24 protein-coding genes are annotated in these 23,823 nt (G+C 68.3%); 12 read left to right on the forward strand and 12 right to left on the reverse strand.

Annotated elements, in window-relative coordinates; all coding sequences use genetic code 11:
* Positions 1-204 precede the first annotated feature (204 nt).
* Both L3Q67_RS38760 and L3Q67_RS38765 read left to right on the forward strand, forming a co-directional pair.
* On the forward strand, positions 205-723 hold the full coding sequence (locus L3Q67_RS38760; protein WP_499186374.1) for a hypothetical protein: 519 nt from the start codon (positions 205-207) through the stop codon (positions 721-723).
* 513 nt (positions 724-1,236) lie between these two features.
* Positions 1,237-1,569, forward strand: coding sequence for a molybdopterin cofactor-binding domain-containing protein (locus tag L3Q67_RS38765; RefSeq protein ID WP_499186375.1), 333 nt, complete (start codon positions 1,237-1,239; stop codon positions 1,567-1,569).
* A 6-nt stretch (positions 1,570-1,575) separates the two neighbouring features.
* On the opposite strand, the gene L3Q67_RS38770 is transcribed toward L3Q67_RS38765, so the two are convergent.
* Positions 1,576-2,502 carry an SMP-30/gluconolactonase/LRE family protein gene (locus tag L3Q67_RS38770; RefSeq protein WP_499186376.1) on the reverse strand — a complete coding sequence of 309 codons (927 nt, stop codon included), beginning with the start codon at positions 2,500-2,502 and terminating at the stop codon, positions 1,576-1,578.
* Between the two features lie 177 nt (positions 2,503-2,679).
* Between L3Q67_RS38770 and L3Q67_RS38775 the strand changes: the two genes are divergently transcribed.
* Complete coding sequence (locus L3Q67_RS38775) at positions 2,680-2,958, forward strand: hypothetical protein (protein WP_499186377.1); 279 nt, start codon at positions 2,680-2,682, stop codon at positions 2,956-2,958.
* Positions 2,959-3,324: 366 nt separating this feature from the next.
* Here L3Q67_RS38775 and L3Q67_RS38780 read toward each other — a convergent pair whose 3' ends face one another.
* From L3Q67_RS38780 to L3Q67_RS38790, 3 genes are all read right to left on the reverse strand, one after another.
* Positions 3,325-3,834: a hypothetical protein gene (locus L3Q67_RS38780; RefSeq protein WP_499186378.1), complete on the reverse strand. Its 510-nt coding sequence runs from the start codon at positions 3,832-3,834 to the stop codon at positions 3,325-3,327.
* Positions 3,835-3,840: 6 nt separating this feature from the next.
* Positions 3,841-6,807, reverse strand: a complete 2,967-nt coding sequence (locus L3Q67_RS38785; RefSeq protein ID WP_499186379.1) for a hypothetical protein — start codon at positions 6,805-6,807, stop codon at positions 3,841-3,843.
* Positions 6,808-7,074: 267 nt separating this feature from the next.
* Positions 7,075-7,949 (reverse strand): IS5 family transposase gene (locus L3Q67_RS38790; RefSeq protein ID WP_499186380.1). Its coding sequence is split into 2 segments (ribosomal slippage): positions 7,075-7,557 and positions 7,560-7,949, totalling 873 coding nucleotides; the frame shifts between segments, so codons are not numbered across the junction.
* Positions 7,950-8,637: 688 nt separating this feature from the next.
* Between L3Q67_RS38790 and L3Q67_RS38795 the strand changes: the two genes are divergently transcribed.
* A complete protein-coding gene (locus L3Q67_RS38795; RefSeq protein WP_499186381.1) occupies positions 8,638-9,033 on the forward strand; it encodes a hypothetical protein in 396 nt (131 codons plus the stop codon).
* Positions 9,034-9,045: 12 nt separating this feature from the next.
* Positions 9,046-10,128, forward strand: a complete 1,083-nt coding sequence (locus tag L3Q67_RS38800) for a hypothetical protein (RefSeq protein WP_499186382.1) — start codon at positions 9,046-9,048, stop codon at positions 10,126-10,128.
* A gap of 810 nt (positions 10,129-10,938) precedes the next feature.
* Here L3Q67_RS38800 and L3Q67_RS38805 read toward each other — a convergent pair.
* Complete coding sequence (locus L3Q67_RS38805) at positions 10,939-11,133, reverse strand: hypothetical protein (protein ID WP_499186383.1); 195 nt, start codon at positions 11,131-11,133, stop codon at positions 10,939-10,941.
* Positions 11,134-11,360: 227 nt separating this feature from the next.
* Positions 11,361-11,834, reverse strand: coding sequence for a M20/M25/M40 family metallo-hydrolase (locus L3Q67_RS38810; protein WP_499191747.1), 474 nt, complete (start codon positions 11,832-11,834; stop codon positions 11,361-11,363).
* A gap of 8 nt (positions 11,835-11,842) precedes the next feature.
* Here L3Q67_RS38810 and L3Q67_RS38815 point away from each other — a divergent pair, with 8 nt between their 5' ends.
* A complete protein-coding gene (locus L3Q67_RS38815; RefSeq protein WP_499186384.1) occupies positions 11,843-12,217 on the forward strand; it encodes a hypothetical protein in 375 nt (124 codons plus the stop codon).
* A 64-nt stretch (positions 12,218-12,281) separates the two neighbouring features.
* Here L3Q67_RS38815 and L3Q67_RS38820 read toward each other — a convergent pair whose 3' ends face one another.
* The 3 genes from L3Q67_RS38820 to L3Q67_RS38830 form a co-directional block, all read right to left on the reverse strand.
* Positions 12,282-13,298: a hypothetical protein gene (locus tag L3Q67_RS38820; RefSeq protein ID WP_499186385.1), complete on the reverse strand. Its 1,017-nt coding sequence runs from the start codon at positions 13,296-13,298 to the stop codon at positions 12,282-12,284.
* Positions 13,299-13,730: 432 nt separating this feature from the next.
* A complete protein-coding gene (locus tag L3Q67_RS38825; RefSeq protein WP_499186386.1) occupies positions 13,731-14,078 on the reverse strand; it encodes a hypothetical protein in 348 nt (115 codons plus the stop codon).
* A complete protein-coding gene (locus L3Q67_RS38830; protein WP_499186387.1) occupies positions 14,071-14,715 on the reverse strand; it encodes a winged helix-turn-helix transcriptional regulator in 645 nt (214 codons plus the stop codon). Before L3Q67_RS38830 ends, L3Q67_RS38825 begins: the two co-directional genes overlap by 8 nt.
* An 82-nt stretch (positions 14,716-14,797) precedes the next feature.
* On the opposite strand from L3Q67_RS38830, the gene L3Q67_RS38835 reads away from it, so the two are divergent.
* From L3Q67_RS38835 to L3Q67_RS38860, 6 genes are all read left to right on the forward strand, one after another.
* Positions 14,798-15,178, forward strand: a complete 381-nt coding sequence (locus L3Q67_RS38835; RefSeq protein WP_499186388.1) for a nuclear transport factor 2 family protein — start codon at positions 14,798-14,800, stop codon at positions 15,176-15,178.
* 59 nt (positions 15,179-15,237) lie between these two features.
* Positions 15,238-15,945: a macrolactam cyclase family protein gene (locus tag L3Q67_RS38840; protein WP_499186389.1), complete on the forward strand. Its 708-nt coding sequence runs from the start codon at positions 15,238-15,240 to the stop codon at positions 15,943-15,945.
* Entirely contained in the window at positions 15,936-16,193 is a 258-nt protein-coding gene (locus L3Q67_RS38845; RefSeq protein WP_499186390.1) for a lasso peptide biosynthesis PqqD family chaperone, read from the forward strand. The genes L3Q67_RS38840 and L3Q67_RS38845 overlap by 10 nt, the downstream gene beginning before the upstream one ends.
* Positions 16,190-16,606: a transglutaminase-like domain-containing protein gene (locus L3Q67_RS38850; protein ID WP_499186391.1), complete on the forward strand. Its 417-nt coding sequence runs from the start codon at positions 16,190-16,192 to the stop codon at positions 16,604-16,606. Before L3Q67_RS38845 ends, L3Q67_RS38850 begins: the two co-directional genes overlap by 4 nt.
* A gap of 245 nt (positions 16,607-16,851) precedes the next feature.
* Positions 16,852-18,438 carry a hypothetical protein gene (locus L3Q67_RS38855; RefSeq protein ID WP_499186392.1) on the forward strand — a complete coding sequence of 529 codons (1,587 nt, stop codon included), beginning with the start codon at positions 16,852-16,854 and terminating at the stop codon, positions 18,436-18,438.
* A 493-nt stretch (positions 18,439-18,931) separates the two neighbouring features.
* Complete coding sequence (locus L3Q67_RS38860) at positions 18,932-20,833, forward strand: pectate lyase-like domain-containing protein (protein WP_499186393.1); 1,902 nt, start codon at positions 18,932-18,934, stop codon at positions 20,831-20,833.
* A gap of 778 nt (positions 20,834-21,611) precedes the next feature.
* Here the strand turns inward: L3Q67_RS38860 and L3Q67_RS38865 are convergent.
* The 3 genes from L3Q67_RS38865 to L3Q67_RS38875 all read right to left on the reverse strand — a co-directional run bounded on the left by L3Q67_RS38865 (position 21,612) and on the right by L3Q67_RS38875 (position 23,632).
* Complete coding sequence (locus L3Q67_RS38865) at positions 21,612-22,460, reverse strand: PI-PLC domain-containing protein (RefSeq protein WP_499186394.1); 849 nt, start codon at positions 22,458-22,460, stop codon at positions 21,612-21,614.
* 199 nt (positions 22,461-22,659) lie between these two features.
* Positions 22,660-23,004 (reverse strand): DUF3040 domain-containing protein, encoded by a 345-nt coding sequence (locus L3Q67_RS38870; protein ID WP_499186395.1) that lies wholly within the window; start codon positions 23,002-23,004, stop codon positions 22,660-22,662.
* 322 nt (positions 23,005-23,326) lie between these two features.
* Positions 23,327-23,632 carry a DUF3040 domain-containing protein gene (locus tag L3Q67_RS38875; protein ID WP_499186396.1) on the reverse strand — a complete coding sequence of 102 codons (306 nt, stop codon included), beginning with the start codon at positions 23,630-23,632 and terminating at the stop codon, positions 23,327-23,329.
* Positions 23,633-23,823: the final 191 nt, after the last annotated feature.

The following is a 23,823-nucleotide window of genomic DNA, read 5'->3' on the forward strand; positions in this document are numbered from 1 at the left end:
GCTCAGCGTGATGCGCCCCGACCTGGTGTGAGGCGTGAATCGCCGGCCGGATACCACGCTGGGTGCGTTGGTCCGCTCAACGGGACAGCCTCTTCCCGGCTATCGCCGCCGCTGTCATGTTCGGTACTTCGCGTGGCCACGCGCTCTTCACGAATCAGCTGCCCCAGTTACCGGAGGGACATCATGAGGAGATTGACACGGTGGATGGCGGCGCTCGGAGCTGCAGCCATGCTGGTCACTGGCGCCGCGGCCGGACAGGCCGCTGCGGAGGTGTTCGCGGGCGCCTCGGACGGCTTCGAGGGCGACCCGTGGTCGAGGTGGGAGCGCTTCACCAGCGGGAACGCCGTCGCCGACGGCGACTACGGCGGCGGCGTGGCCCGCAACGGCGCCAACAACGGCTGGTTGTGGGCCGCGCACGGCTGGGCGGCGGAGCGGTACGGGGTCGCCATCGACAGCTGGCCGCGGAACAGCTGCAAGGCCAGCATCTGGGCGCACCCGGTCGACGGTGGCGCGCAGGTCGAGCTCCAGGTCTGGGACCTCAATGGCTGGCGCCTGGTGGGCACGACCGCGCCCTGGCTGGGCGGTGGCAGTTACCAGCGCATCGTTACGTCGGGAATCAACCTCAACGGTGTGAGCAAGGTGTACGTTCAGGCCATTTTCGGGAACAGCACAGGGGCTGGGAAATTCATCAGGCTCGACGACATGGCCTTCGAATGCTCGTGATCTAGCACGAAAGCAGACAACCAAAGCGGGGTTTCGAGGAAGAAGGAGAGGGGATATCGCATGAGATCGACATGATGGGGTTCGCTGCTCACGGCGGTGCTGGCCGCGGCCATGCTGCTCACCAGCGCCGCCGCCGGACAGGCTTCCGCCACGGTTACCGAGTCCATGGCGGATGGCTTCGAGGGCAAGCCGTGAACGAAGTGGGGAGCGCTTCGCCAATGGCGAGGCCGCCGCTGACGTCAACTTGTCCAGCGTTCTTGGGTAAGTGATCTGATGTTCTGAGAGGGGTGGCGGGGACCAGGCCCCGCCACCGAACTAGACGTTCGAGTTTCCGCGACGAAACACCCGAAACTCCCGTCCGGGAGAACTTCTCCGGGCGCGAGTTTCGGGTGTTTCTCCGCTACGTGAAACCTCCAACTGGCTCCCCCGTGATCGCCCGCGCCCTCCGAAGCTGTTCCCGCGCACCTGGTCCAGGCCATACAGACTGGTTCGTGCGTTTTCGACTGCGGCCGGGTGCTCAACGCCAAAACGGCGGAGAACCAGGCGCGCGGCGGGATCATCTTCGCGATGGGTGGCGCGCTGATGGAGCGGCAGGTGGCGGATCCGGTGTCGGGCAGGCTGATCACGCCCGCGCTGACCGACTACCACGTGCCGATCCACGCCGACATCGGGGACATCCGCGCGTTGTTCATCGACGAGGCGGAAACCAACGCGCACCCGCTCGGCGCGAAGGGGCTCGGCGAGATCTGCGCGATCGGGATCGCCCCGGCGATCGCGAACGCGGTTTTCCACGCCACCGGAAAACGCGTCCGCGTTCTGCCGATCACGCCGGAGAAGCTGTTGTAGCGCGGGTCAGCTCTTCGGGATGGAAACCGCGTTGTAGGGCGTTTCCGGAGTGGGCGGGGTGGTGAACCTGGCGTTGGGCAGGTACAGGCGCTTGCCGTGGGAAGCGACCGTCGTGGGCACGTCGAAGCGCGGGTCGGTGATCCGCTCCCGCAGCTGCGCGTGGCTGCCGTCCTCGGCGATGGTGAACACGGCGACGGCGTTGGACCGGTTCTGCACCACGTACAGCGTGCGGCCCCGGACCAGCAGACCGTCGCCGTTGACCAGCGATTCGCCGCCGAGGTCGACCAGTTCGGTTTCGCCGGTCTTCTTGTCCACCAGGTGCAACTGGGCGGTGACGGTCTGCACGATGAGCAGGGACCGCCCGTCGGGGGCTTCGGCGATGCCGTTCGCGTTGAAGGCGCCGGGCGTCACGACGAAGTCACCGGTGAGCGGAAGGGTGGTGTGGGCGTCGGGCAGCTTGCCGTGCCTGCCGAAGGGGACGCGGTAGAGCACGGCCTGGCGGGAGTCGGTGAAGTACGCCGCTTCGTCGGTGAGCACGACGTCGTTGACGAAGGTGTCGGCGTCGGCGAACTTGTAGCTCTTGATCAGGTTTCCGGTTTTCGCGTCCACCACCCGCGCGTCCCCGGCGGCGCCACCGGCGACGAACAGCCGGTTGTGCTTGTCCGCCTTCAGCCCGACCGACTGGGTGCCGGGGCCCTGGCTGAACACCTCGCCCTTCCCGGTGCGGAGGTCGACGCGGAACAGGTCGCCGTCGGCGAGTGAGCCGAAGTAGGCGATGGGAGCGTGGCCGATGGCGATGCCCTCGGGCTGGAATCCGTTGGGCAGCGGCAATTCGGTGGGGAGCGAGAGTGACGGCGCGGCGGCGGCCGGTGCGGCCGTCACGAGTGAAACGCCGAGGATCACGGCGGCGAGCGCGCCGAAGGTGCGGGACATGCTTCTCCTTATGGGCTCGGGCCTGCGTGCAAGGAGAGTCTTCCGTCTCCGCCGGTGCGGCGAAATGGATCAAGCGGATGAACCGGGCGCGGTATTCGGCGGAAGGCCCCGGGTGCGGCCAGGGCCTTCCGCCGGTCTTTCCGTCGGCGTCAGTCGGCGTCCGGCAGGGGGATGTCGGTGACGCGAACGTCCACCGCCTCGACATCGAGGCCGAGGAACTGCTCGACGGCTCCGATTCGCGTCGACGCGCAGCATCATGTCCCGCAGCCGCGGATAACCGGCGATGTCGAGCGTCCCGGCGACGCGTACCACGGCGCACCCGGCCCGCTCTCCGTAGGTGATGGACAGACCTTCGTGATCGCCGGTCATCGCAATCCGACTTTCCTGCTTTCAGCACTGAACGCCTGGAAACGCCCGCTGGGGCAGCCGCTGGCTGCCGCCACCCCGCGCCGGTGAACTGGACCCGCAGGTGCTGCTGAGCGACCTGTGCCGGGCCATCGACGGCCCGCACGACCCGCCGCCATTCACATCCGCTTCTCCGACATTCCCGGACCGCGGCAATGGTGTGGGTGGTGCTCGGCGCGAGCCGGGCACGGCCGCAGCGGCAACCACCCGGCCTGCCGGTGCTGGTGGAACTTGAGTGCACAACTCACCGCCCTGGCCTGCGTGGCGGGCCACAGCCGGTGCCTGGACGAACTACGGGCCCGGACCCTGCGCTTCATCGGCAACCGGACCGCGGTGCGCCGACTGGTCAGGTGGCTCGACGATGGCCAGGCCCTCTCTACGAGGCGACACCACCTTCCGATAGTCGTGACAGCACAGCTACCCCACCGTCGCGCCTGGCTTCAGTGAACCGACGAACGCGCCGAAGTCGCCCACCACCTCCGGGAACTGCTCTTCGGTGGCGGTCAGGACCGCCAGCAGCACCACGCGGTTACGGGGGTCGTCGATGCCGGGCAGGGCGAGGTAGAACTGCGCTTGGACGACTTCCCGGACCATGTCGTCGACCGTGGCGGTGATACCGATGACCTGGGTCAGGCCCGGCGCTTCCAGACCGCCGACGTCCGCGCGGTCGAGCAACCGGGTCGCCGAGGTCCGCTCGGCGAGACCGCGCAGCGAGGCATCCGCCAGCTCGGACAGCGACGTCTGGTCCGGCCGGTACTCCTCCTCCAGGGTGATGTTCGCGGTGAACCCGGAACCGGTGGTCGCCAGGTTCAGCGCCACGAACGCCGTCCCCGGTGAGCCGATGCCCTCCGGCGACACCGGCTGCCACCCGTCTGGCACCTGGAAGGCGAGGGGGACGGGCACGTCCTCACGGTGGTGGATCGGCATGGCTGCTCATCCCTTCCGGCCGCGGTCGGTCTTCGTCGCCTTGTTCCCCTTGTTCTTGGCGTTCTTCTTCACCGGTGCGGAGCGCTTCTCCGGTCCGCGCTCGGTGGGGGTGGCGGCGTCGGCGGACCGGCGGCCCTGACCGGCGAGCCAATCGGCGCCCATCAGCAGGGCCGTCTCGGCCCGGTCCCGGTGGAAGGTGAGGTCGAAGCCGGCACCGGCACCGATACCGGCGGCTCCACCGAGGTAGGTGCTGAGGTGCATGCGGCCATCCGGCCCTTTTTCCAGGCCGAGCTTGCCCAGCAGGCCGAGCCCGGTCAGCAACTCGGCGTTGGCACTGATGCCGAAACCACGGTATTCGCCACCGACGCGGACGCTGCCCTTCGCCCCCGCGAGAGCCTCACCATGGAGCAGGAACGTGTTCTTGTTCGAGCGAGCCGTCACCTTGCCTTCGACCCCGGCCGACCCCTCGCCCTTCGCCCGGAATCGGAACGGGTTGGTGGCCCCGGAGTCGTACTCGATGGAGCCCTTCTGCGCAATGCCGCCCTTGGCGCTGGCCTCGGCGCCCCAGCCATTGGTGTTCCGCCGGAGGTCCTGGCCGAGGAGCTGGGTGAACAGCCCGTGGTTGAAGCCGGCCGTCGCGCTGGCGTCCGCGACGACCTTCCGGGTGAGTTTGCCCTTCTCGCCGAAGAGCGGACGCTCGCTCTTGGCGGCCTCCGCCTTGCCCGCGTACCTGGCGATGGCGCTGTCGGGATCGTCGTCCCACTTGAACTGCTCGACCTCCCAGCGCACCGCCCGGGGGGACGTGGTGATCGGCCGGTCCACGACTTCCCCATAGGACGCCGGCTGCACGGTCTCGGCCCGCGTCCACGTCGGTGGCCCGACCGGCTGATCGCCCCACTGGGCGGGGATCGGGCGGAAATCGGAGTCACCACCGTGGTAGGGGATGGCCCCGGGCGGTACCGTCTCTTCGTCATCCCCTCGGTCAGCGGCCGCTGGTCCGCGACGGGAGTCATTGTCGCCGTCTCGGTCAGCGCGGTTGCCCGTTGTGTCTGACTCGTGTTCGGTGTCTTCTCGCGCTGCGCGGTCTTCAGCCGCTCCAGTGGGCCCGCGGCGGGTGTCGCCGTCGTTTGCCGGCTCCCGTTGGCCATCCTCGTCACGGCTTGTGTCTGCGCGCGAAGTGCGATCTCCGGCGCCGCCGACCGGTGCACGGGTAGCGTCGTTGTCACGTGTGGTGCGGTCTGCAGCCCGCTGACTTTCGTTGTCGCCGCTTGTGGTGCGCTCTCCTGCGGCTGGTCCGCTGCGGGCGCCGTCGCCACCCGGTGCGGCGCGGTCTGCGGCTGGCACGCGCACGGGGCCATCGCTGCCGTTCTGGTTGCTGGCCTGGGGCGCGCGGGGTCCGGCTTCGCCGCCAGGGGCAGAGCTATGATCACCGGGACGCCCGGCTGAGCGCTCCGATCCTGACGGGGGAGCTTCGGCACGCGCTTCCGCAGGTTCATCGTCGTCCCCACCGGAATCACGGGCGTTCCTTAAGGTGCTGCCTAATCCGCGCACTCCGGCCAGGTTTCCGACGAGTTCACCGGCACCCGAGACCGGCGCGCGCTGGAAGTTCTCCACGGCACGCCTGCCCGCCTCGGCTACCCTTTCGACCGCACCGCGCGGGTCGTTCACGACGTCGTTCACCGTGCGCTTGGCGCCATCGACGAAGTCCTTGGCGTCCTGCTCGATCTCGCGCTGCGCCTGGAGGTCGCCCTCGCTGGACCGGGCGAGCTTGTCCATGTACTCGCCCGCCGCATGCGCGTTGTCGTGCACGGACTTGTAGACACCGGCGGAAAAACGTCGTACGCCAGTGGCGGCGTCGGTGTCCTTGTCCGGATCGGCGCGCTCCTGGTTGATCTGGTCTTCCGCCCAGTCACGGCCCTTGCGCAACTCCTCTTCGAACGCCTCTTCCGCTTCCCGCATGCGGTCGCCGGTGCGTTCCAGCCAGCTTTTGTTCTCCTCTTTCCGGCGGGCTTCCTCGGCCTTGCGCCGGCCGTTCTGCTCGGCTTGACGGCCCAATTCGGCCTGCCGGCGGTTCTCGGCGGAGGTGCGTTCCCATTGCGCCTGGCGGGCCGTGCGCCCGGTCTGCTCGTTGCGACCCGATTGCCCGCGGTCGACGGCCTTCCTGTTTTCGGCCTGCTCACGCAGCTTCTCGGCCCGTTGCCGGTTCGCCTCTTCAGCTTTGCGTCGGCCTTCTTCCTGGGCTTTGCGGCCGAGGTCGGCTTGTCGCTGGTTCTCGGGAGAGGCTTCTTCCCACTTCTGTTGCCGAGCTTTGCGTTCACGTTGTTCGTTGCGGCCGGATTGGCCGCTGTTTTCGCGTTCACGTTCGCTCGGTGTGCGGCGGCTCTCTTCTTGCTTCTTCCTGCCGAGGTCGGCTTGTCGCTGGTTCTCGGGAGACGACTGCTCCCACTTCTGTTGCCGACCTTTGCGCTCGCGCTGCTCATTGCGACCGCCCTGACCGCTGTTCTCGCGCTTGCGCTCCTCGACTGCGCGACGGTCCTCTTCGGCTTTGCGGCGGCCTTCCTCTTGGGCTCCGCGCCCTTTTTCCGCTTGCTCTCGGCTTTCCTCCGACTTGTTCTCCGCCTGGGCCTGCCGGGACTTCCGCTCACGCTGCTCGTTGCGACTGCCCTGGCTGCTGTTCTCCTGCTTGCGCTCGCGGTCTGCCGTGGCCCGCCGCTGGGCGTCCTCCTTGGCTTTGCGCCCTTTCTCGGCCTGCTTCCGGCTTTCCTCGGATTTGTTCTCCGCTTGCGCCTGCCGCGACTTCCGCTCACGCTGTTCATTGCGACCGGACATGCCACTGTCCGTTGCCTTGGGGGGCGGCGGAGCGGGCGCCGCCTCAGCCTGCTGTGCCGCCGCCACTACGAACAACACCGACAACGCGCCGCCGGACAGTGCGTACAGCAGCGTTCTGCTCAATGCCTTCGCCGAGGTCTCCATAGGCTCGCATCCCCTTCCGAACCGCCGAGAGCTCGAAACTAGCTCGCACGACGGGGAGACGAGGAGTAGCGACAGCTTCCTGCCACCACCACACTGCTGCCGCTGATCGGGTGCAGGTGGTCATGCGCCGGGCGTGCGAGGGCATCAGGTCGCGGCGTTGCAACTGTCGGCCCGAGCTTCCACACCAGCGTGGGCGGACGTGCTGCCGCGGCGACGCTGAACGCGGTAGCCGACCGGATGGCCGCTTAGGACGTCTCCTGGGGATCTTCATCGGAGGTGTAGGACGATGCAGGCGAGGATGATCTCGGCGCGGTGGTAGGCGGCTCGTGTGGCGTAGCGGGGTGCCAGGCCCCGGAATTGTTTGAGCCGGTTGAAGCATCGCTCGACCACGTTGCGCAGCGTGTAGAGGTCTGGGTCGAAGGCCGGTGGCCTGCCACCGGCCGAGCCCCGGGCCTTGCGTCGGGCGATCTGGTCAGCGCGTTCGGGAATGGTGGCCTTGATCCTGCGCTTGCGGAGCGCCTGGCGGGTGCTGGGGTGAGTGTAGGCCTTATCGGCGAGCACCCGCCCCACCCGCACTCTCTGCCCATCCACCTCCAGGTCCCGGACTTCGTCCAGCAGCGGCAGTAGTTGCGGGTTGTCCCCGGCCTGACCGGGGGTGAGGATCACCGCCAAAGGCAAGCCCGCGCCGTCAACGGCCAGATGGAGCTTGGTCGTCAGCCCTCCCCGCGAGCGCCCGAGGCATTCCCCGTCGATCGCGAGGTCTTCGATCCAGTCCGCGCAGCCCCCTTTTTCCGGGCCCCGGCCGCGTGCTGATGCGCCCGCACACTCGTGGAATCGATACTGATCACGAACTCGACGTTGTCCTCCAAGGTTCCCAGCGAGTCGTCCTTGACGATCACGTGTTCCAGGATCCGGTCCCACGTCCCGTCCGCGGTCCACTTATGCAACCGCTCATGCGCGGTCTTCCACGGCCCATAGCGTTCGGGCAGATCATGCCACGGCGCACCGGTCCGCTCATGCCACACAATCGCGTTGATCACCTGCCGGTGACTACGCCACCGCCCACCCCGCCGCCCAGCCTGCGCAGGCAGCAACGGCGCGATCACCGCCCACGCCCTGTCCGTCAGCTCACCACGACCCACCACACCCCATCCTCTACACACGATCATGAAGAAGATCCGCAGGACACGCCCTAGGATGACTCCTGGTGCCGGCGGCGATAGCACTGGAGTTCGCCGTGCTGATCTTGATCATGGGGCGAGTCCGCAGATGACGCGCGTACTGTGGGTGGCCGCCGGCGCCACCATCGTCTACCGGCCACAACGATCCGAGGTCGCCTCCGGATCCGAGTTGCCGACCACCGTTTTCGGCCTACCTGGCGCACCAGGTGGTGGTCGAAGACGTGCTGGCCGAGCCGAGTTGGGACACCTCGCCGACAACCATGCTCGGCCTCGGAACAGGTGGCTCCAACCGTTGTTCAGCCCCGGCAATCCCGAGCCGACGCCCAGCCGGGCACCGCTGCGACACCTCGGCCCCGGGCTGCAGGTAGCGCCACCGCCGAACTCGTCACGATCCCGCACCGGGAGCCGTCTTCGGGCAGTACGCGGCGACGGCAGGGACGGGGTGCGTGCCACCGCGTCACAGAGTCCGTGGCGCGCTCGAAACAACCGGGACCGTGATCTGGCGTGGTCGACGTCCCACCGCAGGCCGCAAACGTGGTGTGGCGCAGGCGCTGGTCGGGGGTGGAAGTTCGACGAAATCCCTGCGCAGCGGCTTGGCCCCCGCTATCGTCATGGTCGATCGGGGTCGCGGTCCGGTTTAGGAGGAGCCTTGGCGGACATGGTGGTGGACATGGAGGAGTTGCGCAGGTTCGCCGGGGAGATACTGGGCGACGGCAGCCGCGCCGGCTCGGCGGAGCCCGCCGTGCCGGTGATCGACTACCTCGAGGGCGCCTACGCCGAACTCGACCGCGTCGCCGGAGAGGCCGTGGATGGCACCCTCAAGGGTGGTCACGGCAAGACCGGCGGCTACCAGGCGAGCCTGCACGCGTTCGCCACGGAGTTTAACGAACTGCTGACCCGCTACCTCCAGAACGAACGGGTTTACATCGACTTCCTCGCCGGGCTGCGCGACCGGATGACCGCGACGGCCAGTTCGTTCGAATCGCGCGAGGCGCAGAACGTGAAACAGCTGAAGTCGATCGCCTCGATGTTCGATCTCGACTAAGCAGGGGACCTCATGGCGCAGCGGTGGTACGAGGACGACTCGTCGGGGCCGGTCGAGCAGCTCGACCCGATCTTCCGGGACGGGTACGCGCCGGCACTGCACGGAATGCTCAAGGCGCTCAGCGTGGTCACCGACGGGCCGCCCGTGTGGGACCCGGTGTTCGTGAAGGCCGAGGACATGATCTTCGATCCGACGGAAATGCCGTCGACGGAGAACAATCCCTGGCTCAACCCCATCGATCCACGGGCGGGAGCGGTGCACGTCACCCTCCACCCCATTCTCCGTGGCTCGGCGCACGAGGACGGCAGCCGCGATCTCAGCGTGGACGAGTTCTTCAGCCACGCGGAGATCCTGACCGGGCAGGACATCGGCCGGGTGGCCGGCAAGCCGGGGCAGAACGCCGAAGCCCTCCGCTTCGAGGGACAAGGCGAAGGTGAAGGCGGCACGGGCGGCGGCTGGATCAAAGACGCGGTCACGGTGATCCGGCGCGCGGGCTTCTCCGACGCCGAATCACTGCAGTACAACAAGCTCGACCAGTTGCAGGCCGGCAGCGCCTGGTGGGGCGACCACTGGACCGGCCCGCCCGGTTCGGTGCCCGCGGACGCGCACGCGAGGTGCTCGATCATCGACAACTGGCAGCTCGAACGCCGGCGTCCCGCCCTCGGGGTGCTCTCGGACTACCTCGTCCGCTACGGCGCGATCCTCCACGGAGCCCGCTTCAACCTGAACAGCCTCATGGGTGCGTGCGTCAAGCAGCTCGAACAGGTCGACGCCACCTCCTCGGTCAATAAGGGACTCGTCACCGGCTGGAAGTTCTTCTCCGGTATCGCGGGCGTGGCGACGGCGGGCCCGATGGCCGGGGTCGCTGCGGTGGACATGATGTTCAACGTGCTGGAGAACCAGAACGGCAACAAGGCCCTCGAACCCGGCGGGTTCTACGGCACGCTGTACAGCTTCCTGCAGAAAGCCGACGAGCTGATGGAGTCCACGAGCCAACGCGTCGGCGAGCTGATCCGCGAAATGCACGCCAACTTCCCCATCTCCGACGGCCCGCTCGGGCCGCCCAACTGGACGGAACCGGCACCCCAGATTTAGCTCGGCCACGGCACTGCGAACCGAGCTGGCCGCGTTGCTGGCCGACGCCGGGATCACCGACGTGGACCTGGACGAGGCCGTCGCGGACGAGCACGTGCGCTCGTGGGCCCGCCCATCGAGTGCCCGACCACGATGGTCCGGCCGTCGCCACCCGCCTTTCGTTGGGCCGCGGACACGCTGTTGAGGTAGTCGGCCAGGCAGGGTGTCCCGGTCCCGGGTCGATCGGTTCTGCCGCCGACGCGACGTCCCGCCGCCGGAACGTTCGAAATGGACGTTCAGCGAAACGAATCTCTCTCCCGAGACACCAATTTTGACTTAGGTCTGCGGGTTGGCCACGCGGACTTCCCGGACTGTGAGATCAGCGGTGAGCCGGGCCATACTTCCGCCGCGATCGCGCCGAGGTGAGCGGCCCGCTGATCGATGTGGCCAGGCTCCAGCCTGTGGCCATGGCGATGTCCCGGTTGATCTGCAGGCTGGACTCTGCGCGGAACTCCGGTTGCTTCACCAACCATGCAGAGTTCGATACCGAACGACTGAAGCCGAGGTGACCAGCGTGAGGTTACCGAAGCGATGGACGCGCTGGTCCCGTCTCTGTGCTTCCATGACCGCCAAGGTCTACACCCTGCTTCCCGCGGGCCACGAACTTTGTCGTGCTATCCAGGCGCGTGCGGCGAGAAGATCGCGGCGGCTATGGTCCGAGGCAAGCGGCCACCACCTCGCTCAGACCGCGCAGGCACCGGCCGAGGCGTTGCCGACAGGCCGTGCGAGTAAGCCACTGAACCAGCGGGGCGAGGTCCCGGCCCGCAATTGTCAGTGTCGGCCGGCCAGTAGTGTCGTGGCTGCGTGCTGATATGCAGTTTGGACTGCGGGGATGGTGTCGATGCGGCAGCGTTCGTCGGTGGCGTGTAGTCCGCGGTAGTCGACTCCGAAGCCTGCGGTGGCCGGTATGCCCAGGCCGGCGAGGTAGTTGCCGATGTTGGATGGGCCTGCGATCTTGGGCTGCACGTCGAAACCTGTCGCTGTCGCCGCGTCGAGTAGTGCCCTCCTGAGCGCCGATGTGGGGTCGAGGGCGTAGGCGGGCCAGTGGATGCTCGGCTCGATGTTTGTGGTCCGGGTGTCGGGCCAGGCATGGTCGACGCGGTGAGTTACGTGCTGCAGCAGAGCTGCTGCCGCGGTGCTGTCGAAGTCTGTGGTGGTGCGAATGTCGACGTTGAGGACGCACAGGTCCGGGGTTACAGAGAATCCTTGCCCGCCTTCGGCAGCTGGGACCGTGAGCTTTCCCGGAAGGGAAAATCGGGACGGGATTCGCCGGGGATGGCGGTGTCGTGCAGTGCCCGGATCAAGTCGGCGGCCTTGACGAGCGCGTTCGGGGTGCTTACCCGGCCGCCTGAATGCGAGGAGATGCCGTGGACGTGCAGGGTGGCGCGGTAGACGCCACGGCCGCCGATGACGACGTGCTCGATGCCCGGGTAGCCGATCAGCACGCCGGCGACCTCGCCGGGAGCGTCCGGGCCTTCGAAGTAGGTTCGGGCGCCGCCGAAGCCGCCGGTGTGCTCATCGACGTCGAACAGCAGCGCGAGGCGTCCATGCAGCCGTTCCGGGTGGGCGGCGAGTCGGGCGGCGATGTGGCAGAAGATCGCCGCGCCGACCTTGGAGTCCGCGGCGCCGCGTCCCCAGAGCCAGCCGTCGGAGACCGTCGCGGACAGGGGCGGGTGTGTCCACGCGGCTCATCGCCGAACACGGCAGTATCGAGGCAGGCGTCGAGCACCCAGCGCGGGCCAGGGTGCGCGCCCTTGATCTCGCAGGTGAGGCCCATGATGGAGCCTGTCCGGTCTCGCAGTGTCACCGCGGGCAGGTGGTGCGTGCGCAGCCAGGCCGTCACCGCCTGCAGGACCGGTTCGTAGGGGTCGATGCCGCCGCGGCTGGCGACGCGGACCAAGGTGCGGGTGAAGTCGATAACCGACTCGTGGTCTTCCTTCGCGGCGGTCAGCACGTCGTCAAGGTCGGGCGCATCGAGGCCCACCATGATCTCGCCGCCCTGCCGATCGTGCGAAGCTGGGCCCCAGCCCCGCATCCGGCAGCGCACTAGTCCTTAACGGAGGTGATGGTCATGACCGGCCGCAACCAGCTTCGTGTCGACGGCGGCATGTGTCCTAAGTGGTCCCGAGGCACGCGGCGCGCCAGACCGAGTAACCCCCCGGGCGCTCCGCGAGAATGCTGCCGTCGTCGAAGACCCGGTTCGCGGGCCCGTTCGCCGGGATCGCGTCGACGAAGGTGGTGCGCTGCCAGACGGCGTCGGCGAACTCCGTGTCCCGGCCGAGAACCTGGCCGCCGGCGTTGATGTCGTCACCGAAGGCAGCGCCCTTGAGGAACTCCGGATTCGCCGGATCGCTCCAGAGCAAACCCTGGTGGGTCGCGACCTCGTCGAGCGCGCGGGTGTATCCGACGGCGATGCCACCGCGAAGCGACGAGGCACTGGTCAGCCGGTAACCGGGCGGCGTGGCCAGCGGGATGAGCCCCCCGGCTCGCCAGAGGTGCGGCCCCTGCGCCAGGTGGAGCAGCACAGTGCCGTCGTTGTCGATGTCGATCGCCCGGAGGAGGTAGTTGTCCTCGGGCAGTTCGAGCACCACGGGCGGGGCGCCGTCGCCCGGCCACACCACGGCTTCGGTGCGGTTGTCCGCGGTGGCGGTCCCGAGCACGTCACCGCGCTCGTTGATCGACTCGGCGTTCACCTGCTTGAACCCGTCTGGCACCGGAAGCCGCTCGTAGACGCCGAGTCCCTGGTGTCCGCCGTGGTAGCGGAACGACGCGCCGATCTCCGAGGAGTCGAGGGATTGGGCGTTGACCGCCACCGTGCCCGTGCCGTTCTCGTCCACCGGACCGGGCCGCCGGTACCCGGGCGGTGGCGGTTGCGTGCGGCCGAACGGCTCACCGGCGGTCCACAGCACCATTTCCATGAAGAACTGGCCATTCTCCACCCGGCGCACGGTCCCGGCGTAGTGGCCCGTGCCGGTCCCCGCCACCACGTTCGCGGTTCCCCACGTGTCGGCGGGCGGAATGGGTGTTTCGGTCCAGGTGCAGGCGGCTTGGGCGGCTTGGGCGGCTTGGGCGGGCGCGGTGAGCAGCCCGGCAAGTACCAGGCAGGCAGTGGCTGCGCGAAGACTTCGCATGTGACATCCCCCAGTTCAGTGTCACTGCCTGCATCGGTGTGCCAGTGACCCGCGTTACAGCGACGTTCGCTGGGCTCGCGACGTCAGCGCGGTGGCCGGTTGGCTTGGAACGACGTCCGGGCGATGCGGATCTGGTGACCGACTGGCGCGCCACCGAGGCCGTGCGCACCGCGCTGGCGCCCTCCCGGAGCTGACCCTGCCCTGGCAGGCGGAGCAGGTTCCCGAGCCGCGGCTGCTCGTGCTCAACGAGCCGCTCGCCGCGGAGCTGAGCTTGCCCGCAGACTGGCCTACGGAGTCAACCTACGATCCCGCGCTGGTGCGCCCTCCGCCGAGCTCAACAGCACGGTGCACTACACACTCTCCGCCCTCACGACGCCCCGACCGCCACTGGCGGCGACGATCGCTTGGGTGACCGGCGGTTCCCGCCGCTGATCAACTCGGTCGCCGCAGGGAGCCGACATACTGGTGCGCCTCGCGTGCGACGTCTCGCCAGAAGGCGAGCGTCGCCGTGCGGTCTCCCAGGGCGGGGAGCTCGATCCACTCCCGCATTGTCCGGTTGCCCATGACCACCTGCGTGGCCCGTCCGGTGGCGATGAGCTCCCTGACCCGGTCGCTGGGGACCTTCACGATGAGCTCACCGCGGTGTCCGAGGAAGGCGAAGATCTTGCCGCCGACGCGGAGCCCCGGGCTGCGGAACATCGTCCCCATGGCGACGTCTCGATCGTCCGTGAAGTCCTTCGCGACCCGGTCGAGCAGGTCGCCGTTGGGTACGTCAGCCATCGATCTTCCCGGGTAGCACGCGTTCGAGGGCCGCGACGGAGCCGTCAACGGCAAGTCCCATGGTCATGGCCGTCCGCAGGGGCACCGCGCCGGTGAAGAGTGCGACGAACACCTGCGGCGGCGCGGTGATCCTGGCGTCGGGCCGGCGTTCGGTCGAGCAGGGGCGTACGTCGATCCGGCCACGGTCGGCGATGATGTCGCAGCCATCGCCCAGGTCGCCGAGGCGCACGACGCTCGCTGGCTCGTCGGGTGTGGTGTCCGTGCACAGATGGCGCAGCGGCAGCGAGAACCAGTGCACCCGGAACGCGTCGTCGTCCGGCGGGGCGACCATCAGCGGGGCGCCCCAGCGGGTCAGCTCGCGGACGACGCCCCCGAGGTCCCTGCCGCGGTCGGTGAGCGTGATGAGCGTGGCGGCGACCGGCGGCGGTTCGTCGTGGCGGGCGATCAGCCCGGTGCTCTCCAGGTCGCGGAGGCGGTCGGCCAGCAGGTTGCTGGCGATGCCGGGCAGCCCGCGGCGCAGATCGGAGAAGCGGCAAGGGCCCTGGGTGAGCAGCTCGCGGACGATCAGCAGGGTCCAGCGGTCGCCCACCAGGTCGAGGGCGCGTGCCATCGAGCAGTACTGGTTGTAGGAACGCACGTCGGCAGACTAGCAGGATGGTTGCCAATCTCTACCAAGTGGTTTAGTTTTTCAACCACGTTCCGAGGCGAGGGAGAGCACCATGACTGTGGTCAACGACAGGGCACCCGTCGTGCTCAGGGAGTACTACCGGATCCTCACGGGCGGGATCGAGAGCTACGGGGACGGCCGGAACCTGGCACCACTGCTCGCCGAGGACCTCCACTTCGAGGGTCCGATCGCCGGGCAAAGGACGGGGGCCGCTCCGTTCCTGCAGGGAGTGCGGGGGTTCATCGCGAACATCCAGAAGATCGACCTGATCCAGGAGGTCCACGACCCCGACGGCGCCGCCGTGTGCTACGACGCCCACCTGCCCGAAGGCACCTCTCGGCTCACCGAGTTCTTCACCTTCGCCGAGGGGAAGATCCAGCGACTGTGCATCCTGTACGACCCCGCCGACTACCTCGCCAAGGGCGGCGCCTGACCCGCCCGCCGCTGGCCCTACACCACGCTCGGGCACTGAGGGCACGACGCCGCTGGTCCATGCGCGCCACCGCGGCGGTGCTCAGCTACAGCCAGTCCTATGCCGACTGGCTGACCGGCTGCGCAACCGGGACACCGGACACCACGCGAAAGCTCGGCGCGCCGGCGTGGGAGGCCTCACCAACGCTGCCACCGTGGATCACCACCGACGCCGCCACCACCATCCACCAGTCCCTGCACGCGGCCGCCGGTTCCCGTCCCGAACCGCTGTCTCCGCTGCCCGTGCAACACGAAATGATCCGGATCAACTGCGTCAACGGGCGCATGCTGCGACGGCACTCCCACCTCGCCTCCGCGCACGGGGTCACCTTCCACGCCCCGTTCACCGACGACCGGGTCCTGGAAGCAGCACTGAGCATCCGCCTGGAAGACCGCATGGACCCCCACCGGTTCAAGCCCGCCCTGGTGACCGCGATGACCGGACTGGTGCCTGGCGACATTCTCGCCCGCACGACCAAGAACGAGGCCAGCGCGGCGATGTACGCCGGAATGCGCAACCGCCGCGAGGAACTGGTGGACCTGATGGCCGACTCGCGACTGGCCCGCATGGGACTGATCGATCCAGCCGCGGTCCGCGGGGTCCTGCGTGGCGCCCACGCCACCGCCCTGACCCTGATGCCGCTCGACGCGACCCTGGCCTGCGAACTATGGCTGCGAAACACCGGCGAACCCGCGTCGGCGAATCGAGGAGGAACCCCATGGACTTGACCCTGTCCGCGCACGTGACCATGACACCGACCGACCGCGGCATGGTGCTCCTAGACGAAAGAACCGGCCGCTACTGGACGATGAACAACACCGGCGCCACGGTCCTGCGCGCACTGCTGACCGGCTCCGACACCGCGAGCATCGTGGCCGATCTCCGCACCACCTACCCCGCGGCGACCGACCACGTCGCCGCGGACGTGACAGCGCTGCTGCGCGCACTCGACGACGCGGGGCTGGTCACGCGATGAGCGGCGTCGACATGACGCTGGAACCTCGCGTTCGGGTCCCCCTCATCCAGCGGCCCGCCGCCCTGGCCGCGGCCCTCGCCGGCCGACTGCTGGCCACCGCCTCACCCTCCCGCCTGCGGAAGCTGCTTCAACTCGCCGCCCGAGGAGCTACCCCGGCCACCGCCGAGCAAGCCCTCCGTGCCCGCCGGGCCGTGGTCGCGGTCAGCATCGCCTGCGCGGGCCCTCGTTGCCTGCAACGCTCGATCGCCACCGCACTGCTCTGCCGGCTGCGGGGCACCTGGCCACAGTGGCGCACCGGCGTCGTCACCGAACCCTTCGCCGCACACGCCTGGGTCGCGTTGGACAGGCAGCCGATCGGTGAGGACCCGGACATGGTGAAGCACTTCCACGTCGTCATGTCAGTCGACAGCTAAGCGGAGCCACCGAATCCGCTGGAACTCCGCGCCCTGCCTACTCACCTCGCCGTCCCGGTCGGCATTCCTGCTGACACAGAAGGGACGGTTCTCCACAAGCGCGTTCGTTGCAACAGCTACATCGGCCGTCCCTCGAAGTGGAGAAAATTCCCCGTCCACACCGAGGGCCTTGTAGGATCCGACGCACCACGCAGGCGAGCCGAGCACGATCTCCCGCCGGTGGTCACGAGGGGAAGGGCTCGGTCATGGCCGACGACAGAAGGAACTCGTACACGCAAGACGGCGTCGACGCGATGAAGTGGGGACTTGTTCGAGCGGCGATAGACCGGGACATCTGGGACAACGTGCGCGGCAAGGGGGCGATGCGTTGCCACTCCGGCAATCCCGATGAAGGCTATCGCATTTCCTTGAATCATGACGCGACACATCACGACCAGCAGTATGAACCCGGATACGAGCCACCTGAGTGGATGAAGCATCACCGGTTACCCGCGATACCGTCACGACCGGACGAGGCAGCCGACGGAACCGCGTACGTGGAGGACCACGAGGGCAATCGGACCACGGTGACCTTCGACGTCTGGGCGGATCCGCCGAACTCCACCGGATTCGAGATCGAGGGGCTCTACCGGAAATGGGTGAACCGCGTCGACGACGCGTTCGCCGGCTGGGACGAGGTCGACCTGATTCCACACGAAAAGAACTTCTGGCAGTCCGCGCACCACCTCCGGGAGGCGATCAAGCCACTGGAGAACCTTTCCCTTCCAGGCGAGTCCTACCACACGGCGTGCCGAACCCTTGGCCTGGTCAGCCGCGACCCGGGAGCACAAGGCACCACTCCTCCCGAAAGGATGTGGGCCCCGCACATCAATGGGCCCATCGACCGATTCGTCATCCCGCTGCAAGGAACCTTCCTGAACCTCTGGACCCTGGGCGCGATGCTGGCCGCACAGCTCGACGGCATGGGCAACATGTGGCAAAGCGCTCGGGTCAGCGTCATGGAAATAGGTTTCTACGCCACGAAGGTGATGTCCTACCAGAAGCGGGTCGACATCCCCCTCTACATCAAAAGCGCCGGCTGGATCGTCGGCGCCATGGGACTGATCCCCGCACTGGCGCCGGCAGGAATCGGCCTGGCGGCCGCTGGTCTCGTCCTCGCAGGCGCGGATGCCCTTCTGGGAGCGATCGAAAGCAAGAACAGGGATGTGATCGATCTCGAGGCGGCGATCCCGGGGGGCTCCGCGACGGAAATCCTCGCGTCGATCAAGTCGACGCTCAACGACAACCCGGACAACGGCCTCGAACCGCAGATCGAGCGTGATGATGCTGACAGCACCGACCTCCTTCGAGTAGCGCTGGAGCACCTCGGCGACAAAACCGTCTACAACCCGGACACCGGGACCTACCGCACGTGCTTCACCCTGGACGTGGAGAACGTCCTGGAGGACTCGGCCCCCGACCACAAGCCGGACGCGGACATCGCCGTCGAATTCGAGCGACTTCGCGGTGCCGGAAAGATCTTCGCCGACGAAACCGCCGGAGAAATACGAACGATCGCTCGTGGTGTCAGGGAGGCCTCCGCGACGGAGTGCATCTGGAAGCGCCCGGAACTCAGCGGCGGGGTGGCGATCGGACTGGGAACGACCGGGCCTTGGGTGGATTGGAACGCGGTCCGGAATGAGCTGGCGAGCATCCTCGATACCACCTCGGAACAGGTGACGAACCTGGGCGAGTACCTGATCTCCACCGCGAACTTCCTCGAACGGCAGGATGCTTCAGCCAAGGAAGCCCTGGAAAAGGCCGCCCAGGAGTTCGACGGTGCGTTCGGGTGACTCCACGATCAGCGAAGTGTCTGGATCGGCGGTAACTCGGATCGTGGACGTCTTGCTCATCGCGGGGCACTCGGCAGCCTGCACCCTGGCTTGGCTGGCCGCCGACGTCGCCACGTAACGCATTCGCGGCCAGCGCGCGATCTACCTCGCGATCCGGCGCCTGAGGTCCGAAGCCACAGCGGCAAGGCGCGTACGGCCCCACTGTGGACCGGGAGGCGGCGTTCGCGGGCTGGTTCGACGCTGCGGAGGCGGACTCCGGCCTCTTCGCTTCGGAACCAGCTGACCGTCTTCTCGAAGGCTTCGACGATCTTGTCGTCACCGGCTGTGCTGGTAGATCGCCGGATCGACGGATCGTCTCTCAGCGAGCACGTGTGTTGTACTACGGCGGCACCACCCAGAGTGTGGTGCACATCTCCCCGCTCACGACGGAGTGACGCGCACGCCGGGTCAGCCGTCATCCACGGTCCTCCCCAGGCCGGTAAGGAGAATTCTGTTGCGCTCCTTTTCCCTTCCCCACCGAACACCCCCACGCGCCCGCCGGCGCAAGCCCGCCGCCCTGCTCGGCACGATGGCGTCGGTGCTGGTCGCCGGGTCGCTGATCACCGGCGCACCGGCCACGGCAGACACCTCGGCCGCGACCACCGCGACGCAGTCGGTGGTGCAGGCACCGATCCCGCCCAACGCGCCGGAACTCGGCGCGAACGTGTACGTGTTCAACCCGGGCATGGCCCAGGCCGACATCCAGGCCACCGTGGACGCCATCGCCAACCAGCAGACCGGCGCCGAGTTCGGCCCCGGCCGCTACGCCCTGTTGTTCGAGCCGGGCAGCTACGGCACCCCGCAGCAGCCCCTGGAGATCCGGGTCGGCTACTACACGGAGGTGGCCGGCCTCGGCGCCCAGCCCGGTGACGTGCAGATCAACGGCCGGGTCAGCGTCTACAACCAGTGCCAGGTCAACGGCACGGGCAACTGCATCGCGCTGACCAATTTCTGGCGGTCGATGGCCAACCTGACCATCAACGTGGCCGGCGGGGAGGGCTGCCGGGCGGCGACGAACTTCTGGGCGGTGTCCCAGGCCGCGCCGATGCGCCGGGTCGACGTCAACGGCAAGTTCTCCTTGATGGACTACTGCGGGGACGGCCCGTGGTACGCCAGCGGCGGCTTCATCGCCGACTCCCGCTTCCGCGGCGAGGTGGTCAGCGGCTCCCAGCAGCAGTTCCTGGTGCGCAACAGCGAGCTGAGCAGCTGGAGCAACGGCGTGTGGAACCAGGTGTTCGCCGGTACGCCGGGTGCCCCGGCCACCAGCTTCGGGGTGCCGGGCGCCCAGCCCTACACGACCCTGAACACCACGCCGGTGTCGATGGAGGAGCCGTACCTGACCCGCTCGGGCGGCAGCTACACCGTGCGCGTCCCCGCGGTGCGCCGCGACTCGGTGGGCCCGACCAGGGGTGACACCGGCGAGCGGGCCATCGGCCTCGGCGACTTCCTCGTCGCCACGCCCGCCACCGGCATCGCGCAGGTGAACCAGGCGCTGGCCGAGGGCCGTCACCTCCTGCTGTCCCCTGGCACCTACCGCTACTCCGAGCCCATCCGGGTCACCCGGCCGGACACCCTGGTGCTGGGTCTCGGCATGCCGACCATCACGCCCCAGGCGGGCAACGCCGCGGTGACCGTCGACGACGTGGCCGGGGTGAAGCTGCACGGCTTCACCGTCGACGCCGGGCCGGTCAACTCACCGGTGCTGGTGCAGGTCGGCCGCCCGGGCGGCACCTGCGAATGCGGCGGCACCAGCAACCCGGTGGTGCTCCAGGACGTGTTCGTGCGCATCGGCGGCACCCTGGAGGGCAAGGCCACCACCAGCCTGGAGGTCAACGCCTCGAACGTGCTGCTGGACCACACCTGGCTCTGGCGCGGCGACCACGGCACCGGCATCGGCTGGGACCGCAACACCGCCGACCACGGGGCCGTCGTCAACGGCCACGACGTCAGCGCCAACGGACTGTTCGTGGAGCACTACCAGAAAACCGAAACGATCTGGCGCGGCGAGCGCGGGCGCGTGGTCATGTACCAGAACGAGCGCCCCTACGACCCGCCGAGCCAGGCCGCGTGGCAGGAAGACGGAGCCAACCCCGGCTACCCGGCCCTGGAGGTCGCGCCGGGCGTGACCACGTTCCGAGGCTGGGGCCTGGGCAGCTACAGCTTCTTCAACCAGGGGGTCGACATCCAGTCCCGGATGTCGTTCCGCGTGCCCCGCACCCCCGGTGTGCAGCTGACCAGCCTGCTCACGGTGTTCCTCGACGGCAGCGGCTCGATCAACTCGGTCGTCAACGACACCGGCTCCCGTGCCGACAGCTCCAACGCAGGAACAGCGCAGAACGTCATCAGCTACCCGTGACCCACTCCGGCTGGGCCGCCCGCCATTTCCGGCGAGCGGCCCAGCCGGTGATCCAGCAGTCTCCTGCTACACGGCGTCGACCTCGGCGGTCGATACCGCCGCGGTGCCGTCGGGGAGAAGATCCACCCTGCCAACCGGTCGAACGTGTGAGCGAGTATGCGCTAGTCTGTGCCGGCAGGAGGGTCGGAACGGGGAAGGTTCCGACCCTCCTCTCCGCTGCCCGCGCGTGCCTGCAGGCCGCGTCGTGGCCCCGCACTGAACCGCGATCACACGTCGCCGCTGTTCACGCGGGCGTTTTCCGTGAGCGAGCGGAGTTTGGTTCCCAGTTCTTGCAAGAATCAGCTGTCAATAGCCAAGAACGCAACTCCGCGTGCCGGAACTCGACGCCGCTGCCAGACAGCCGTACCAATCCGCCTTCGTCGGGCCCAGTCCAGGAGGTCGGCGGGTCGCCAAGGCAGGCGGTCCCCCTTACGCGCAGGACAATGGCCGCCAGGCAGCGACCGCACCGCGGGTGTGGGACCTCGCCACCGGCGAGAAGATCACCACTTTCGCTGATCACAGGAATTGGGTATTTGCGGTGGCGTGCAGCGTGCTTGACGGCTGTCGATCGCCGAGCCCAGAATCCCGCTGTTCGCTGCGAGCAGGCTTTGCCAGGCGATTCGCGGGCCGGGCACGAGGTTCCCACAGGCGTTCACGGCGGCGCCGTCCAGCGGTAGCCGGCCCTGGCGGCCCCGGCCGTTCTCTCCGGTCCGGGACCGGCGACCTCGTCGCTCGTCCGTCAGTCGCGGAGCAGGTCCCGCAGGACTTGGGGGTAGTTCGTGATGATGCCGTCGACACCCCAGTCGCGCGCGGTGCGCATGCCCTGGCCGTCGTTCACGGTCCACACGTGGATCTCCATGCCGTGACCGTGCACCAGGTCGACGGTCGCCTCGTCGATCACCTTGAACGCCGGGTTGACCTGGTCGGCCCAGGCCGCGGCCTGCTCGATGTCGGTCGCGGTGGGCTTTGTCCCGAAGAGCAGCCCGACCGGCACCTCCGGCGCCAGTTCCTGGTAGCCGCGCAGCCACGGGTGGTTGAAGGACTGGACGACGATCCGCTCACCGCGCAGCGCGGCGCGGAAAACCGGGACCGTGCGGAGTTCCCGGTCCAGGTCCTTCTCGATGCCCGGGTAGAGCTCGGGCGCCTTCGGCTCCAACAGCATCTTCGCCCGCGCACCGACGGCCGCGCCCCACTCGCGCAGAGTGGGCACCCGCTCGCCCGCGAACTCCGGGGCGAACCACGACCCGGCGTCGAGCCGTTTGATCTCGGCCAGCGTGAAGTCCCCGACGTTCCACGGGGCGCGTTCCGGGAACACCGCTTCGACGTCGGTGGTCCGGGCCAGCGTGGTGTCGTGCACGATCACCAGCTCGCCGTCCTTGGTGCGCTGGATGTCGTTCTCGACGACGTCCGCCCGGTGCCGGACTGCCTGCCGGACCGCGGCCAGCGTGTTCTCGGGCACGACCCCCGACGAACCGCGGTGCGCGATCACCGCGGGCGCCCCCTCCGCGGCGGTGGCGACCGGAACCGCGAGCACAGCGGTGAGCGAGGCGAGCAGCGACACGGCGAGGACGCGGGAAAGCCGGGACATGAAACCTCCAGGACGGCCGGACTGTGCGGTCAGTCAATCACCACCCCGGCTTCGACCGCGAGACAAGCAGCGGTGAACAGCCGGTGACGGGCAGCCAGCGGATTCTTTATTTCCGCAGTCCAGCGACATGTCGAGAGCGTGTCTGGCACGCAATCGCGCCGACCACCGGACGCTGACCGGTCCAGATCCGGCGCGGGCTTCACCGGCCGTCGCTGTCTCCCCGGCGGTGCGCACCCGTGCCGCCACGATGGTGGTGACGGCGAAGCAAGCAGGCCGCGACAGCGCACCCGGCTGCGACCAGCAGCAGGCTCACGTCCCCCGCGAGTGCGCCCAGCAGGGCTACGACCCCGAGCACGAGCGCCAGTGCCGTCCACACGGTTGCGACAGAACCGGTCGTCGTCCGCAGAGTGTGCGCGAACCCGGGATCCTCCTCGGCCAACCGCTGCTCGATCAAGTCGAGTTGCCGTCGTTCCCAGTCGTTGAGCGCCCCGCCCTCGTCTCCCCGCCCAGCGGCGGACTTGATCGCCTCCCCCGGTGGGAGCAAACGCCCCTCCGGCACATTCGCGGGTAGCCGCGCTGAGCGCCACCAATGGTGAAGCCACATCACCGGCCATCCTTCCCTGGGTCGGGCACGCGGGAGCACGTGCGCCTGAGCTGGGTTTCCGCCCTGGCGATTCTGCCGTGGATCGAAGTCGCCACCAAGCTGGCGCCCCGGGCTTTCCGCACCCCGATGGTTCGCTGAACTTCCTCGCCATCAGCGGCACGGCCATCGGTTTGGGCCTACTGCCAGCCCTGGCCACTCCCTTCATCAGCGAACTCATGCGCGGTGCTGGTGACGGGTTTCTCCTTGGTCGGGCCACTGCGAGCTAGTCGTCGGGCCGGCCGCGGTTGACGCGGGCGTAGGCGAGGATGAACCACGGGATCACCACAGCGGCTGTGACGACGCACAGACCGACCGGCCCGAGTTCGAACAGCAGAACCCCGAGCAGGATCACCGCGAGGAGCCCGAGCACGAGAAGCGCGGTCAAGCCGAGTCCGGTCCGCACGATGGGTGAGTGCAGGAGGTGCCGCGCGGTTCCCGTGTCCAGGTCTGCCGCCAGTTTCTTCTCTCTGGAAGAGAATTCGCCTTCGATCTGAGCGAGGATCTCCTGCTCCCGCCTCGACAATTCCATGACACCTCTCCCATCTGGCCGGTCACAGGTCCAATCCCTGGCGGCGCCGGCGTGCTCTGGCGGATGGCTCGGACACCGACGAGCCGACGGCCTGGTCCGCGTTTCTTCGGTGGCCAGGGGCGCCCATCGTCGGCGGTCTGCCAGAGACCGGTCCGATCGCGGCCCGGGCGTGAACCACCAGCCTCTCCGGC

The organism is Saccharothrix sp. AJ9571, from assembly GCF_021725495.1.
Taxonomy (GTDB): Bacteria; Actinomycetota; Actinomycetes; order Mycobacteriales; family Pseudonocardiaceae; genus Amycolatopsis; species Amycolatopsis magusensis.

Coding starts and splice junctions, on each gene's coding strand:
- L3Q67_RS38800 (WP_499186382.1), top strand. CDS start 9,046: ATGGCGCAGCGGTGGTACGAGGACGACTCGTCGGGGCCGGTCGAGCAG.
- L3Q67_RS38780 (WP_499186378.1), bottom strand. CDS start 3,834: ATGCCGATCCACCACCGTGAGGACGTGCCCGTCCCCCTCGCCTTCCAG.
- L3Q67_RS38820 (WP_499186385.1), bottom strand. CDS start 13,298: ATGCGAAGTCTTCGCGCAGCCACTGCCTGCCTGGTACTTGCCGGGCTG.
- L3Q67_RS38840 (WP_499186389.1), top strand. CDS start 15,238: ATGCGCGCCACCGCGGCGGTGCTCAGCTACAGCCAGTCCTATGCCGAC.
- L3Q67_RS38845 (WP_499186390.1), top strand. CDS start 15,936: ATGGACTTGACCCTGTCCGCGCACGTGACCATGACACCGACCGACCGC.
- L3Q67_RS38855 (WP_499186392.1), top strand. CDS start 16,852: ATGGCCGACGACAGAAGGAACTCGTACACGCAAGACGGCGTCGACGCG.
- L3Q67_RS38825 (WP_499186386.1), bottom strand. CDS start 14,078: ATGGCTGACGTACCCAACGGCGACCTGCTCGACCGGGTCGCGAAGGAC.
- L3Q67_RS38835 (WP_499186388.1), top strand. CDS start 14,798: ATGACTGTGGTCAACGACAGGGCACCCGTCGTGCTCAGGGAGTACTAC.
- L3Q67_RS38850 (WP_499186391.1), top strand. CDS start 16,190: ATGAGCGGCGTCGACATGACGCTGGAACCTCGCGTTCGGGTCCCCCTC.
- L3Q67_RS38770 (WP_499186376.1), bottom strand. CDS start 2,502: ATGTCCCGCACCTTCGGCGCGCTCGCCGCCGTGATCCTCGGCGTTTCA.
- L3Q67_RS38865 (WP_499186394.1), bottom strand. CDS start 22,460: ATGTCCCGGCTTTCCCGCGTCCTCGCCGTGTCGCTGCTCGCCTCGCTC.
- L3Q67_RS38875 (WP_499186396.1), bottom strand. CDS start 23,632: ATGGAATTGTCGAGGCGGGAGCAGGAGATCCTCGCTCAGATCGAAGGC.
- L3Q67_RS38760 (WP_499186374.1), top strand. CDS start 205: ATGGCGGCGCTCGGAGCTGCAGCCATGCTGGTCACTGGCGCCGCGGCC.
- L3Q67_RS38785 (WP_499186379.1), bottom strand. CDS start 6,807: ATGGAGACCTCGGCGAAGGCATTGAGCAGAACGCTGCTGTACGCACTG.